This is a genomic window from Desulfuromonas sp. (assembly GCA_002869615.1).
Classification (GTDB): Bacteria; Desulfobacterota; Desulfuromonadia; order Desulfuromonadales; family UBA2294; genus BM707.
Window position 1 is genome coordinate 13,312 of the sequence record PKUH01000103.1, and the last position, 13,922, is coordinate 27,233.

Consider the following 13,922-nt stretch of genomic DNA (forward strand, 5'->3'; position numbering starts at 1 on the left):
AGAAGATGACAAACCCTTTTGACACATATCTGTTTGACCTTGACGGGACCCTGGTCGATTCGATTCCCGATCTGACCACCTCGGTCAACCTGCTGCGCGAGGAGCTCGGCCTGCCGGACATCACCGCCGTGCAGGTGCGTTCCTATGTCGGTGACGGGGTCGGTCTGCTCGTCCAGCGGGCCCTGCCGCCGCAGCTTTTTTCGCAATCGGCGCGCCAGCGTTTCGTCGAAATCTACACAGAAAACCTGACCCGCGAGACGTTTATTTACCCCGGCATCATCCCGTTTCTGGAATCACAGAAAGACAAGATGATGGCCGTCGTCACCAACAAACCGCAACACCTGGCCGAAGAGCTACTGGAGAATCTTGACCTGACCCGGTTCTTTCAATGCATCGTCGGTGCCGAAGACGGTCTGGAGAAAAAACCGCATCCCGCCATGGTCAATTTTGCCGTAAAGGAACTCGGAGCGGTGGCCGGCCGTTCCCTGATGCTGGGCGATCATCACGTCGATCTCAGGGCGGCAAAAGCCGCCGGCGTTTCCAGCTGTTTCTGCGCCTGGGGTCTCGGGCATGAAGATGGACTGACCAGTGAGTACCGGGCCGAAAGACCTTCCGATCTGGCCACCCTGTTTCCCGGGAATGCTTCATGACCGGTCACCGGCTGACCCTTAAAGACGTCTCTCTCTTCTTCTTTCCGCTACTGCTCAATGTTCAGTTGATGGGGGTTTCGCACTCGATCATCAATGCCGGGCTGGCCCGCCAGACCGATTACATCACGGCTCTTGCCGGTTTCTCGGTAGCGATGGTTCTACATCTTTTTCTCGCATCACCATCCTACCAGAACCACACCGTGACCATCGCCATGGTCCATGGCCGCAAATCGTTACGCAGCGTCACCCTGTTTGTCCTGCTGGTGGCAACCTATGTCTCGATCATGCTCGCCCTCGTCGCATTCTCCCCGTTCGGTGATTTTCTGCTCGGCCGGGTTATCGGCGTCAGTGGGGATATTGTCGCGGAAGCGCGCGGCGTCCTCGCCATCCTGGTTTTCCTGCCGTTTGCCACCGGGTTCCGCGGCCTCGCCCAGGGATTGGTCATTCAGAGCCGCCGGACCGGGCTGGTCTCGATTGCAACCGGTGTCCGGGTCGCTGGCCTGGTACTGTTTCTTCTGCTCGGCCAACTCTGGTTCAGTGGCGCCCGGATCGGCGCTTTTGCCCTGCTCTCCTGCGTCACTCTCGAGACCATCGTTGTCGGCATCTTTGCCTGGAAAATCTATCGGGTCCCCGATGGCGATATTGAACGCTCGACCGGCGAGATCCTCCGCTACGCTTTTCCCCTGGCCTACTCTTCGTGCCTGCAGCAGACCATCCCGCTGTTGATCAACGCGGTCATCAGTCGTCTGCCCGATGCGCCGCAGGCTTTGGCGGCGTTCGGTGTTATCCGCGGGTTCCTGTTCCTGCTCTCCGGGCCGATGCGGAATCTGCAGCAGGTCTATTTGACATTGGTCCGCCAGGCCGAGGACAATCGTATCATCCGGGAATTCTTTCTCCGGGTCGCCGCCGGTGTGGGGCTAATCATGGTTTGCATTGCCTGGCCACTGAACGGCATCATTCTTGGCCAGGTCATCGGTCTTGACGCATCGATGCGCACCTATATTGCCTGGCCACTCGCCATCTGTGCGTTCCACCCGTTCCTGTATGGCATGACCAACCTGCTGCGTGGTGTATTCGCCGGAGCACACAAAACCGGAATGCTTGGCCGCTCGACGCTCGCCAAAACCTGCTATATGCTCCTTTTCTGGGGCCTGTCTGAGCTTCTGACGATGCCGGTTTCGGGCATCGGTTTGGCCATTTTCCTGCTTTTAAGTTCCGAGATGATTGAGCTTTGCTATCTTCACTATCAACGCCGGCAACTGAAGGCGGCCGGGCTGCTTGCACCGATTCCGAAGACTGCCTAGAGCAGAAACAACGCGGGAGAGTTGACATGGCATACGATGATTTATTAACCGCTCTGGAAATTTTCGATCTGAACGAACGTGCGACCCTCGACGAAATCCGCAAGCGCCACCGCAAGCTGGTCAAGGAATTTCATCCGGACCGCGGCAGTGATGACCAGGACAAGATCCGCCGCATCAATCTCGCCTACGAAATTCTGCGCGAATACTGCAATAATTATCGTTACAGTTTTACGCTCGAGGAGTACCTGCAACAAAATCCGGAAGAACGCATCCAGCGCCAGTTCCATGACGACCCGGTCTGGGGTGGCGGCAATAAAAAAGGCGGCACATAAAGCCCGCCTTGATGCTTGCTGTGCAACAAAAAGACTATGCGCACTTGGCCTTGCAGTCGGCCGCCTGCCCTTCGAACAATTCGTTCACACAATCAACAAAGCTTTGCAGCAGAACATCGTTCGTCCGATCCAGTTTCATCGCTATTGTCCGGCAACGGACATGATTAAAACCCTCCACGTAGTGGATATCGACCTCGCCTCTTTCCGCGTACGGAGAAACGACACTCTTCGAAACAAAAGAGATACTGTCGCCCATCATCACTGTCTCGATGGTCAGGCGCAGATCATCCGAGATCACCACCTTCTTGAAATCATCTATTGTCTTGTTCCGGGTAGCCAGGTTGTTTTTCAGTAATCTCTTCGAACTGCAGCCATCGCGTCTCGCGTAAAGCCGGAAGTTCAAAAGCTCTTCAATGTTAACGCTCTCTGCCAAGCCACAATCCGGGGCGCTGATAAAGACCAGTTCATCCGGCGGCAGATCAATCGTATGCAAGCCGGCCAGGTCGCGATCGTCACAATGCTCGATAATTGAAATGTCATACTCACGGTTATGCAGCCCGGCGATCGCCTGTTCCGGTTGGGAAAAAACAAACTTCAGATCTTCGGTATCGGCATTTTTCATGATGAACCGGTTCAGAACCTGGGGAAGATAAGCGGTTCCGAAGGCCGGTGTGCAGCAGAGTGAGAGATGCTTGCCGCTTTAGATATTCTTCAGGGCATTCATCATCTCCAGCTCTTTTTCGACAATCTCACCCGCCTTAAGGGCGACAAACTGACCGATTTCGGTCGGCACCAGCTCGGAACCACTGCGGTCAAGAAGCTGATGGCCCAGATTCTCTTCGAGCATCTTGATCCGTTGTGATGCCGCTGACTGGGTGATGTAAAGGGCTTCGGCGGCCCGGGAAAAGCTACCGGTCTCAATCACCTTGAGCAGGGTTTTAAAATACCTGGTCTCCATAAGGGTCCTCTTCTTGTCGTGCCGGATTTACAACAACATGGGTAAGTATTAACAATACTAATAGCCCTATTAAAATGATTCGTTTGTCTCGATACTTAGCCTGTCTTAATATGTGTCCATTACTTAATATCATCTAATGCAATCATAAAGCCAGAATAGCTGACATATTCAATAATTTGAATTTTAACATGATCAGGAAAGGAGAAAAAGCGTTAAAGACTTCCAATCGATAAAGTTTTTGAAGAAAGTTCCCAGGAAAGGAGAAGGTATGTACCACAACAAGTTAAACAGGCCAAAGCGGCTGTTCAAGCTCCTTCCCCTGCTGATTCTGCTCGCCGCATGTGCGACCGGAGTTATGCAGGAGAAGACGCTGACCATGCCGTCGATCGAAGGCGCAAGTTATGTCGGTAGCGAGGCCTGTGCCGACTGTCACGAAGACGTGAGTGGCGCCTTCGCAAGTAACGTGCATGGTCGTTTGGCCGATTTCGAGCTGAATGGCTGGCAAAAAGGCTGCGAATCCTGCCACGGTAAAGCAAGCCTGCATGTCAATGGCGATGGCGACACCGCCAAAATCCTCAACCCCGCCAAGCTTGATTCGGCGGAAGCCGAAGCAATCTGTGTCGGCTGCCATACCAGCGGCAACCTGATGGACTGGACCTTTGGTGAGCACGCCCTGGCCAACGTCACCTGCACCGACTGCCACGATATGCACGGTGAAGGGACTGCCAAGGCGAACCTCAAAAAGTCCGATCCCGAGCTATGTTTCGGCTGCCACCAGGAGCAACTGGCCAAAGCCAACTTCCCGTCGCACCACCCGATCAAGGAAGGGAAGATGAACTGCTCCGACTGCCACAACCCGCATGGGGAACTGCAGACCGAAGAGCTGGCCAAGGATCTCTGTCTTGATTGCCATTCCCGCTACCAGGGCCCGTTCGTTTTCGAGCACGCCCCGGTTCAGGAAGACTGCAACATCTGCCACGACCCGCACGGCACGGTAGCCAACAACCTGCTCCAGCAGAACGAGCCATTCCTCTGCATGCAGTGCCACGAAGGTCATTTTCACATGACCCGTATCGGCAGCACAGATACGACGCCACAAAATGACATTATGCTGGATGGTGAAGCTCTTGGAGGTTTTGATATTGACAGCGTTTATGACGCCACCAACAAGCTTGATCCTGACACTACGAATGGTGTTGAATTCACCAATCCGAACGGCACCCAGGGCTTCCATAAGGCTTTCGGCACCAAGTGTACCGTTTGCCACCAGGTGGTCCACGGCAGTGATTATCCGTCACAGGCCGCTCCGGAAACCGGATGGCCGGATGCCGGCAAGGGTCTGACCCGCTAACAGCAAGCAAGCAAGGAGATAATTATGAACACACAGAGTAAAATCTGGCTGCTTCTCGCTGCATTGCTGACCTTCCTGGTCCCGGCAACTGTCTGGGCGGAAGAAGCAGACTTTTCCGGCAGCTTTGAAGCCGGCGTATCTGCTCTCAGCATCAGCGACAGCGATGACGTGAAGCGCGTCAATGAATATCCAACCATTCGTGAGGATGACGGCATTCAGGGTTATGGCAAGGTCAAGCTCGAAGCTGCCAAGGGTGGCGTAGCCGCCGATCTCGATCTCAATTATCAGGGCGGCAATAGCCGGACCGATATCCAGTCACAGGAACTGAATCTCGATCTCAACCGCCTGATCCGTATTCACAGCGAATCGGAGACCATGGAGCATTGGGGAGACCACGACACCCTCGACTACCTCAATGCCACGATGAAGGGTTCTGGAACAACCACTAACACTGCTACCGATAAGCAACCTGCTATCGCCAGTGACGATCTGACCCCGGAAGAGGATTTTATGATCATCCGGCGTGAGATGAAGAATGAAGCTGACATCGCTCTGCCGCAACTGCCGGGTGTAACCCTGCATGTCGGTTACCGCACCGAAGAGCGCGAGGGCACCGAACAGGCGATCACCTTGAGCAAATGTGCGGCCTGTCACGTCGTTGGCGAATCGAAGCAGATCAACGAGAAGACCGAAGATCTGACCGCCGGCCTGACCGGCAAGTTCGGCGGTCTGACTATTGAGTACGACTACCTCAACCGGCTGTTCGAAGAGCAGGCCGCGGCGCCGACCTACCGGGTAGATGTCGCTAACGCTCCCGACCTGCCGTATCCGACCGGCAACTTCGATGGCCGCCTGCTTTATGATTATCCGGATGAACTCGCTTACAATGAAACTCCGGACTCCCAGAAGCAATCACACAGCGCCAAGGTCCGTGTTGACATGGTCAATGGCAGCGAACTGGTCGGTAGCTACGTCTACGCCGAAGCGAAAAGCGACAAGGCCGGCGACCCCGATATCTACTCGCTCAACGTCAACGAGTTGACCAGCGAACTGAACGCCTATGGCGCCAAGTTCAAGACAAGACTCGGCAAGAGCATGATCCTGACGCTCTCCGGCAAGGTCCAGGAGATAGCAGGCGATGACTTTACCCTGACTTACGAAGCAGTCAGCGGCGCCAACTATGTTCAGAACTTCTCTTCTGAAGAGACCCGCGATGAACTCGACCTCAAGGCCGACCTACTGATCCGACTGGCCAAGGGTCAGACCGTCCGTCTCGGCTATGAGTATGAAGAGATTGACCGCGAGCACAATGATTTGGGGGATACCGAAGCGAGCATCTACAAGCTCGCCTACAACGGTCGCCTGAGCAAAGCACTGAGTGTTCGCGTCAAGTACCAGTATGAGGACATTGAAGATCCGTTCAGGAATCACAATGCGGCCAATGTCCCACTCACCGATGTCAACGGATCTGCCGGTACCGGAGTTGTAATTACTGCTGCATCCGGTGTTGACCTGCGTTATGGTGACGCCTTTTATGATCGTCGCGAGGACGATCTGACCAACATGCCGGAAGAGGTGCATGAAGCAAAGGTCTCGACAACCTGGAGCCCGTCGTCTCAGTTTTCGACGACCCTGTATGCCCGGGTGCGGCAGGAAAGCAATGACGTTATCAATAACTCATACGAGCAGTCGGTCTTCGCACCGGGCGCCTCAATGTGGTTTGCGACAACTGGCGGGCTCAACCTGACCATGGCATACAACTTCAACAAAGAAGAGACGGAGAACAAGATGTGTGTCGGCTGGTACCATGGCTGAGCGGGCGAAATCAATTCGGTCCAGTTTGGATCGATCTGTGACGACGTCGAACATACCCTTGAAGCACATACACTGTCTCTCACCGCTGACATGCCGGTCAACAAGAAGCTGAGCCTCAACTTTGCCGCGGCCTTCAGCCAGGCCGAAGAATCCATGGACGGCTTTAACTGGCAAACGCCGACCGGCTTTGATCCGGCAGCATCAGATGCGGCAACCACTTACACCAACGGTGCCCTGAACACATTCTACACCAACTGGACAGAGCTGAATGCCATGCTGCCGACCTACTCTGACTTGGATTACACCCAGCTCAATGTCAGCCTCGGCGGCACCTACAACTTCTCGGACAACCTCTACATGATGGCCAAGGCTCAGTACGAGAAGTTTGACGACGATCAGCCGTATGTCTATGGCGATCAGGATGGTACTGCAATCACTGGAAACATCGGAGTCGGCTACAACTTCTAATTCTTCATACTCCTAATATGTTTTTTGCCTTCGCCCGGCTACCACGGTAGCCGGGCTTTTTTTGTCTACAGATTGAATCCTTCTTGGTTTTCTTTCGCCATTCATGCTCTAATGGCGGATTATGCAAAAAAATCGGGACAACGACATGCCACTGGAACAGCTCAACAAAATCGAACGCCCGACCCGCTATCTCGGCGGCGAGCTCGGCTCGATCACCAAGGATCTGACAAAGGTCGATCTCCGCTTTGCGCTCGCCTTTCCCGACACCTACGAGATCGGGATGAGCCATCTCGGCTACGCCATTCTCTACCACATCCTCAATGATGTCGACTGGATCGCGGCCGAACGCTGCTACGCTCCCTGGCCCGACATGGAGGCGCTGCTCCGGGGCGAAAACGAGTCGTTGCGCAGCCTTGAAAACCAGCTGCCGCTGGCCGAGTTCGATATCGTCGGCTTCTCGCTGCAATATGAGCTCTCCTATACCAACATTCTCAACATGCTCGACCTCGCCAGCGTTCCGCGCCGCCGCGATCAGAGAAGCGACAACGACCCACTCGTTGTTGTCGGTGGCCCCTGCGCCTTCAACCCGGAACCGCTGGCCGATTTTATCGATTGCGCGATTATCGGTGACGCTGAAGAAGCTATTATCGAGCTGTGCGAGACCGTACGCCAGGCGAAGCAGGAGAACCTGTCCCGTCCGGAGCTGTATGATCGTCTCAGGCAGATTGAGGGTCTCTATATCCCGTCACTGTTCTCCGTCGATTACCATGATGACGGCACAATTGCCGCAATCAATTCAAACAGGGAGGATTACACCAGGGTCCGGCGCCGCTTCATAAACGATCTCGACCAGGCGCCCTTTCCGACCCGGCCGATCGTGCCATTCATGAACACGGTCCATAATCGGGTCGCCATGGAGGTTGCCCGCGGCTGTACCCGCGGCTGCCGTTTCTGCCAGGCCGGCTATATTTATCGCCCGGTGCGCGAACGCTCGCCGCAGAAAATTGTCAATCTGCTCTCTGCGGCACTCGGCAACAGCGGCTACGACGAAATTTCCCTGCTCTCACTGTCAACCGGCGACTACAGCTGTATCGAGCCGTTACTCAAGAATTTAATGACAAGCTATGCCGAGAACAACATCGCCGTCTCCCTGCCGAGTCTGCGCGTCGGCTCGTTGACGCCGGAACTGATGGAAGAGATCAGGAAAGTCCGCAAGACCGGCTTTACCCTGGCACCGGAGGCCGGTACCGAGCGCTTACGCAAGGTCATCAACAAGGGGATCAGCGAAGACGACCTGCTCGAGGCGACACGTAACGCTTTCGAACTCGGCTGGCGCCTGGTCAAACTCTATTTCATGATCGGGCTGCCGACCGAAACCGATGCCGACCTGGAAGCGATTATCGACCTCGCTCACCGCGCCAAGCGGACCGGCCGCGGCACCCAGGGGGGGGGCGATGTCAACGTCGCCGTCTCAACCTTCGTGCCGAAAGCGCACACGCCGTTCCAGTGGGAGCCACAAATCCCCCTCAAAGAGACCGAACGGCGCCAGAATCTGCTGAAGGATGCCTTGCGGCAGAAGAAACTCCGTTGCAAATGGCATGATGCCCCGCTGTCGATGCTCGAGGGGGTTTTTGCCCGCGGTGACCGCCGGCTCGTCCCGGTTCTCGAACGGGCGGTCGACCTCGGCTGCCGTTTCGACGGCTGGCGCGACCATTTCCGCTACGACCTCTGGCAGCAGGCCCTTTCCGAAACCGGGATCGATGCCGATTTTTACCTGCGCCGCCGCCGGCAGGACGAAACCCTGCCGTGGGACCATATCGATTGCGGCATCCCGAAAAGCCACCTGCTGAAAGAACGGGACAGGGCACTGACCGGAGAGGAGACTCCCGACTGCCGCCAGGGAGTCTGCAGCAATTGCGGTGTCTGCGATTTCGAAGCACTGCGCATGCGCTATGCCGAACCTGAATTATCTGACGCGTCGACGGCTGCTCCCGAGGAGTTGCCGGAAGCAAGCTGCAGGTATCGCCTGTTGCTGCGCAAGGATGGTCGAGCCCGACTGGTCGGCCACCTTGAGTACCTGACCGTCTTCAACCGGGCGGCCCGGCGGGCCGGTCTGCCCCTCCGCTATTCCGGCGGATTCCACCCGAAGCCTAAACTCTCATTTTCCGATGCCCTGCCGACCGGAGTTGCCAGCGACGCTGAAATCATCGATATCGAACTGTCGCGCCTCTGGCCTGCGGACCGACTGCGGGCAACCCTCAACGAACAGCTCCCCGAAGGTTTTGAAATCCTCGATTGCCGACAACTTTACTGGAAAACCGGGTCGCCCTCTGCTAGCATTGAAAAGTTGGTCTATGCAATCGAGTTTCCGGAAGTCACCGCCGAGCTGTCGCAGAAAATTGCGGACTTTCTTGAAAGCCCGTCGGTTCCGTTCACGAAAACGAAGAAAAACCGACCGCTTGAAATCGACCTGCGCCCGGACGTTGCCGACATCAACCTCGAAGGGAATCGGCTCGAGCTGACCTTGTACAAGGGTTCACCGTTTGGCGTTGCGGCGTGGCTGCTCGGAATCGACGAACCGAGCGCCCGGCAGCTGGCTGTCCGCAAGACCGCTGTCGTCCTGCACGACAAAGAGAACGAATAAGAACCGGATTTATTGATTTACGGTTTAGACTTTAGATTTTTAATACTTTCAACGAATTTAAAAGTAAGGCTGATCAAACAGCCTTGAATGCAAGGCGCCCGCCGAACCGAGGAGTGAGGCGTAGCAGCAGCTACGTCGCAGCGACGAGGTTCAAGGCAACGCCGCAGGCGAGGTTGTTTCATCAGCCGCCAATGAAAACACGGAGGAACCATGACCAAAGAACTGGTCATCAATACGACTTCACAGGAGACCCGGATCGCCCTGTTGGAGAGCAACCATATTGCCGAGCTCTACATCGAGCGGACCCGGGAAAAAGGGATCGTCGGCAATATCTACCTCGGCCGCGTCGCCCGGGTGCTGCCTGGCATGCAGGCTGCTTTTGTCGATATCGGGCTCGAGAAGGCGGCGTTTCTCTACGTTGCCGATGTCCTTGATGAAATCGAAGCGGTCGAGCACTTCATCGAGGGCGAAGATCATTATCACGGCCCGAGCGACGAGCCGGAGCCGGAAAGGCCACCTCTGCCGCCGATCGAGGAGCTCCTGCAGGAAGGCCAGGAGATTGTGGTCCAGGTCGCCAAGGAGCCGATCGGCACCAAGGGCGCCCGCATCACCTCGCACATCTCGCTACCGGGCCGCCATCTGGTCTACATGCCGACCGTCGACCATATCGGCATTTCGCGGCGCATCGAAAGTGAAGAAGAACGGGAGCGGCTGAAATCGATCGTCGAGGAACTCCGTCCGGAAGGGAGCGGCTTCATTGTCCGCACCGCCTCGGAAGGGAAGTCGGTTGAGGAGCTGCGGGCCGACATGGAGTTTCTGCTCGGGGTCTGGGAGGATATCGGGAAGCGCCAGGAGAACCGCGGTGCGACCGAACTGATCCACTCCGATCTCGATGTCACCAGCAAGGTGCTGCGCGACATCCTTTCCGAGGATGTCAGCCGGATCGTGGTCGATTCACGCGAGGAGCATGACAAGATCGTCCGTTTTCTCGGCACCTTTATGCCGAACATCAATTACAGCATCGAACTTTACGACGGCGGCGAGCCGATTTTCGATGCCTTCGGCCTTGAAGTCGAGATTGCCCGGGCGCTCGGGCGCAAGGTCTGGCTCAAGAGCGGCGGCTATATCATCATTGACCAGACCGAGGCGCTGACCGCCATCGATGTCAACACCGGCCGCTTTGTCGGCAAGCACAACCTTGAAGACACTATCCTCAAAACTAATCTCGAGGCGGTCAAGGAAGTCGCGTTTCAGCTCCGGCTGCGCAACATCGGCGGCCTGATTATTATCGACTTTATCGACATGGAGCGCGAAGCGCACCGCGACAAGGTTCACTCGGCGCTTGAAGAGGTCCTTAAAAATGACAAGAGCAAGACCAACATCCTCAAGATTTCCGAGCTCGGCCTGGTCGAGATGACCCGCAAACGTGTCCGGGAAAGTATCGGCCGAACCCTCTGCGAGCCCTGCCCCTATTGTGACGGCAAGGGCTACGTCAAGAGCCGGACCAGCATGGTCTACGAAATCTTCCGGGAACTGCGCCGGGATATCGGGAACATGCCGGGCTATCGCGTTACGTTGCTGGTCCATCCCGACATCGCCGCCCTGCTTTATGATGAGGAGAGAAACGGCATCGAGGAACTTGAACGACTGTTCGAAAAACAGATCGCCATCACCGCCCGAAACAACTTCCATCAGGAACAGTTTGAAATCGTAATCGGATAACCTGTTTTCTGAAACAATGAGCTCAAAAAAACGCCCCTGTTCCTCATCTGAAGGACAGGGGCGCTCGCGCTTTTAGTGTTGAGGATTAACTCAAAGAGCCCCGGGCAGCATCAAGCAAAGCAGCAATTGCATCGGCAACATTCCGGATATCGGCCAGATCTGCACCACTTTTTACAACTTGCGAAAAGGCAATTGCGGCATCGTTGATCGCAGTACCGATAAGCGTCGGATCTCCACTACTCAAGGCCGCAGTCGTATTTTCCACAATCGAGGTCAGAGTCACCTCTTTGCCATTCGGCATAGTCACCACCAGGCCACTCAGATTCAGGGCTGTCGAAAGTGACTGCAACACATCAAGGGGAGTCCTGGCCGCTTCGTTTACAAGAAGAGAAGGATTTTCTGCAGCCATCCTCACATTTTCTGCCGTTTGTTCCGACAGGGTTACCACGACACCACCAGAGCCAAAACCATCCGAGATCTGATCCATCCCGAAACTGCCACTGTTGACCGCCGTCTCCATAGTGGAGGCTGTCACCAGAACACCGGGAGAGATCTCCACGGAAGACGACCCACCTGATGCGATATCCGCTCCTGCTTCGGTCGATGTGACCAGTGGTTCGTAATTGATTGCACCCCCGGCACTCGAATCACTCACGGCAACAACAGGATTCGTTCCGGCCAGAGTCATTTCAGGAGCAAACAGGCAGAGAAAAAAAACCGCGGCAACCATTATATTTATGCTAGTTATTTTTTTACTCGAATCCATTAACTTCTCCTTCGTCACCGATTCCGGTGAGTCAAAATCTTCCGTCTTGCCCTTCACATTCCCGATTAGTCGCTAGAATGAAAAAGAGTAGCCGACATTCATTGCAAAAGCCGCCCCGAGACTTTTCTTTTCAGTAACATCATTAAAGCCTATCGTTACTGCCAGCGGGGAGTCGAAAGGAACGACACCGAAGCCGACATTCAATTGGCTGCCGGTCCAGCTTGAGGCCACAGAAAGTTTCGGGAGGACCTGGACGCCGACACTGCCGAACAGATTCAAATCATTATTGTCGGCAGCAATGTCGTTAATGGTTCGAAAGGTCCCGGTACCGACACCAAGACTGACCGACAAAGGATATTGGTGATCGGCCTCCGGGCGCAGGATGAATTTCTTGCTCGCCACAACATACGCGGTATCTTCAGCCTTCTTGGCATCACCCCAGTTAAGAACATTGTCCCAACCGAGCGCCACCCCCAAACCATCGGTGTCAGGTATGATTTTATGTATTTTCGCACCGACCGTACCGCTATCGGCAAAATTATTGGTCAGGCTGATAATACCGACCGACAGCTCAACCCCGACGGTTTCGGAGGCATCACCGAAACCGGCACCAAATGACATAGAGCCATCGACATCGTTGTCGTTTACATCATTATCGAGCCAGGCAATACCCGAAAGGCCGACAAAGCCCTGGCGCCAGCCGGCACCAAAAGCAGTCGGTGTCCCGAAGGTCATCCCCGGTGCTGCCGGCGGAGCCTTCGGTGCAAAAAAATCGGGAGGAACCAGTGGGGTTAATGTGGAGAGAAGTTCTTTCCTCTCGGCATCTTGAGTTTGGCCGCTGAACTGGTCCGCCCCCAGACTTTGAGCCATACCTGATTCCGGCAGGGACATTATAAGTGTCATTACAAGCAAGAAGACACAGGTCGCAAATCGATACACAGTTAAGACCTCCCCGAGTTCACTAATTGATGGCATCAACTAGCGAATAATATATTTGACATCTACAGAAAATTTATTATTTTCATTAATCTACTTGCTGGCATAATACTAATAATCATCAACAAAAAGCAAGATACGTTGTCATATATTGGATAAGTGGTAACGGGATAAGCGCTCAAAGAAACCGGAATCGGCTCAAAAACACTCCCCGGAACCAATAACAACCCCGGTTTTTTTCTTGACAGGGGATAGATAAAAAACATATAGTCCCGTTTTGCTGATTTAAGCTAAACTACGGATATAAAAAAGTTCAAGAGGTGAATAAAATGTACGCGGTGATTAAAACCGGTGGCAAGCAATACAAGGTTGCCGAAGGCGATCTTCTCAAGATCGAAAAACTGGACGGCACTGTCGGCGACAGTGTTGAATTCAACGAAGTTCTCCTCGTCGGTGGCGACGATGTCAAGGTCGGCACTCCGCTGGTCGACAAGGCCAAGGTTGTGGCCCGGATTGTCGAGCAGGGGAAGGACAAGAAGATTCGGGTTTTCCACATGAAGCGGCGCAAGACCCATCGCAAGATGAATGGTCATCGTCAGCCGATCACCCGGGTCAAGATCACCGGCATTGAATCATAGGAGGTACTGAAAATGGCGCATAAAAAAGCAGCAGGTAGTTCTCGTAACGGTCGTGACAGTGCCGGCAAACGCCTCGGCGTCAAGCGGTTTGGTGGTCAGGAAGTGACCGCCGGCTCGATTCTTGTCCGTCAGCGTGGCACCACCTTTCACCCCGGCAACAATGTCGGCTGCGGCAAAGACTACACCCTCTTCGCTCTGGTTGACGGCGTCGTCAAATTCGAACGCAAGGACAAGAAACGCCAGAAGATCAGCGTCTATCCGAACTGATCATCCGGGCTAATCAGACTTATAACGCCCGAAGTCCCTTTGCGGACTTCGGGCGTTTTTCATTTGTACGG

Annotated in this window: 12 protein-coding genes and 1 pseudogene; 10 read left to right on the plus strand and 3 right to left on the minus strand. The window is 54.8% G+C overall.

Annotation, left to right across the window (positions count from 1 at the left end):
* Positions 1-5: 5 nt before the first annotated feature.
* The 3 genes from C0623_11045 to C0623_11055 are packed head-to-tail and all read left to right on the plus strand — an operon-like array spanning position 6 to position 2,286.
* Complete coding sequence (locus C0623_11045; protein PLX98870.1) at positions 6-650, plus strand: HAD family hydrolase; 645 nt, start codon at positions 6-8, stop codon at positions 648-650.
* Positions 647-1,954: a hypothetical protein gene (locus tag C0623_11050; GenBank protein ID PLX98871.1), complete on the plus strand. Its 1,308-nt coding sequence runs from the start codon at positions 647-649 to the stop codon at positions 1,952-1,954. Before C0623_11045 ends, C0623_11050 begins: the two co-directional genes overlap by 4 nt.
* A gap of 26 nt (positions 1,955-1,980) precedes the next feature.
* On the plus strand, positions 1,981-2,286 hold the full coding sequence (locus C0623_11055; protein PLX98872.1) for a molecular chaperone DnaJ: 306 nt from the start codon (positions 1,981-1,983) through the stop codon (positions 2,284-2,286).
* A 34-nt stretch (positions 2,287-2,320) separates the two neighbouring features.
* Here the strand turns inward: C0623_11055 and C0623_11060 are convergent.
* Positions 2,321-3,244: pseudogene (locus tag C0623_11060) on the minus strand (LysR family transcriptional regulator).
* A gap of 268 nt (positions 3,245-3,512) precedes the next feature.
* Here C0623_11060 and C0623_11065 point away from each other — a divergent pair.
* The 5 genes from C0623_11065 to C0623_11085 all read left to right on the plus strand — a co-directional run bounded on the left by C0623_11065 (position 3,513) and on the right by C0623_11085 (position 11,244).
* The gene (locus C0623_11065; protein PLX98873.1) at positions 3,513-4,595 is read left to right on the plus strand and encodes a cytochrome C; all 1,083 of its coding nucleotides are present in this window, start codon (positions 3,513-3,515) and stop codon (positions 4,593-4,595) included.
* Between the two features lie 24 nt (positions 4,596-4,619).
* Positions 4,620-6,410 carry a hypothetical protein gene (locus tag C0623_11070; protein PLX98874.1) on the plus strand — a complete coding sequence of 597 codons (1,791 nt, stop codon included), beginning with the start codon at positions 4,620-4,622 and terminating at the stop codon, positions 6,408-6,410.
* Between the two features lie 90 nt (positions 6,411-6,500).
* The gene (locus C0623_11075) at positions 6,501-6,878 is read left to right on the plus strand and encodes a hypothetical protein (protein PLX98875.1); all 378 of its coding nucleotides are present in this window, start codon (positions 6,501-6,503) and stop codon (positions 6,876-6,878) included.
* A gap of 145 nt (positions 6,879-7,023) precedes the next feature.
* Positions 7,024-9,522: a B12-binding domain-containing radical SAM protein gene (locus tag C0623_11080; GenBank protein PLX98884.1), complete on the plus strand. Its 2,499-nt coding sequence runs from the start codon at positions 7,024-7,026 to the stop codon at positions 9,520-9,522.
* A 210-nt stretch (positions 9,523-9,732) separates the two neighbouring features.
* Complete coding sequence (locus tag C0623_11085) at positions 9,733-11,244, plus strand: Rne/Rng family ribonuclease (GenBank protein ID PLX98876.1); 1,512 nt, start codon at positions 9,733-9,735, stop codon at positions 11,242-11,244.
* An 85-nt stretch (positions 11,245-11,329) separates the two neighbouring features.
* Here C0623_11085 and C0623_11090 read toward each other — a convergent pair whose 3' ends face one another.
* A complete protein-coding gene (locus tag C0623_11090; GenBank protein PLX98877.1) occupies positions 11,330-12,010 on the minus strand; it encodes a hypothetical protein in 681 nt (226 codons plus the stop codon).
* A 72-nt stretch (positions 12,011-12,082) separates the two neighbouring features.
* A complete protein-coding gene (locus C0623_11095) occupies positions 12,083-12,880 on the minus strand; it encodes a hypothetical protein (protein ID PLX98878.1) in 798 nt (265 codons plus the stop codon).
* Positions 12,881-13,275: 395 nt separating this feature from the next.
* On the opposite strand from C0623_11095, the gene rplU reads away from it, so the two are divergent.
* Both rplU and C0623_11105 read left to right on the plus strand, forming a co-directional pair.
* Complete coding sequence (rplU, locus tag C0623_11100; GenBank protein ID PLX98879.1) at positions 13,276-13,584, plus strand: 50S ribosomal protein L21; 309 nt, start codon at positions 13,276-13,278, stop codon at positions 13,582-13,584.
* A gap of 12 nt (positions 13,585-13,596) precedes the next feature.
* A complete protein-coding gene (locus C0623_11105) occupies positions 13,597-13,851 on the plus strand; it encodes a 50S ribosomal protein L27 (GenBank protein ID PLX98880.1) in 255 nt (84 codons plus the stop codon).
* The last annotated feature ends 71 nt before the right edge of the window (positions 13,852-13,922 follow it).